Origin of the sequence: Mesorhizobium sp. Cs1299R1N3 (assembly GCF_037179625.1) — a bacterium.
GTDB classification, from domain to species: domain Bacteria; phylum Pseudomonadota; class Alphaproteobacteria; order Rhizobiales; family Rhizobiaceae; genus Mesorhizobium; species Mesorhizobium salmacidum.
The window spans coordinates 1-1,052 of the sequence record NZ_JAPYKQ010000043.1; the positions used below are offsets into that span (position 1 = coordinate 1).

Below are 1,052 nucleotides of genomic sequence, written 5' to 3' on the forward strand. Positions count from 1 at the left end.
CTAGAGCGGTTCACGAGTTGATGGAATCGAAGGGATTCCGGATCAGTCGGTTTTGTGATTCAAGATGCTGGCTGGAATGGAGGCCAGCATCTGATGACTCGACCTCTTTCCAATGATCTTCGCGAGCGGGTTGTGGCGGCGGTTTTGGGTGGCGAAAGCCGCCGGTCGGCGGCGAAACGGTTCGGCATTTCGATTTCGGCCGCTGTGAAGCTGTTGCAGCGCCATGGTGCGACCGGCTCGGTGGCGCCGGGCAAGATGGGTGGACATCGCAAGAGGGTGTTGGAGCCGCACCGTGCCTTCATCGAGGCCCGCATACGAGAGATGCCGCATCTGACGCTGCACGGTCTGAAGGATGAGTTGGCCCGACGCGGGGTCAACGTCTCACACAACGCAGTGTGGCTGTTCTTGCGCCGCGAGGGCCTGAGCTTCAAAAAAAACGCTGTTCGCCCTTGAGCAGGCGCGCGCTGATATTGCCCGCCGGCGCCGGCGATGGCGATCCTGGCAGGCGGGCCTTGATCCGCAGTGTCTGGTCTTCATCGATGAGACCTGGATCAGGACCAACATGGCTCCGCTGCGGGGGTGGGGGCCGAAGGGCAAGCGGCTGCGCGGCCTGGCTCCGCACGGTCACTGGCGCACACTGACCTTCCTTGGAGCGCTGCGCTGGGATCGGCTCGCAGCACCTTGCGTCTTTGACGGCCCCATCAACGGCCAATGCTTCCGTGCTTATGTCGAGCAACAGCTCATCACCGTTCTGAAGCCCGGCGATATCGTCATCATGGACAATCTGGGAAGCCATAAGTCGGCGGCCGTCAGGCAGATGATCAAGGCCGCCGGCGCCAGGCTTTGGTATCTGCCGCCCTACTCTCCGGACCTCAATCCGATCGAGCAGGCCTTCGCCAAAATCAAACACTGGATGCGCCAGGCTCAGAAACGCACCGTCGAGGACACGTGGCGCCACATCGGACATCTCGTCGAAACCATCGAGGCAGCCGAATGTAAGAACTACTTCGAAAACGCAGGATACGCTTCCGTCAAAACGTGAAAGGCTCTAG

General features: G+C 60.8%; 1 protein-coding gene. It reads left to right on the forward strand.

Annotation, left to right across the window (positions count from 1 at the left end; genetic code table 11):
* Window positions 1-93 precede the first annotated feature (93 nt).
* Window positions 94-1,042 (forward strand): IS630 family transposase gene (locus O7B34_RS31850; RefSeq protein WP_337149698.1). Its coding sequence is split into 2 segments (ribosomal slippage): window positions 94-429 and window positions 431-1,042, totalling 948 coding nucleotides; the frame shifts between segments, so codons are not numbered across the junction.
* Window positions 1,043-1,052 lie beyond the last annotated feature (10 nt).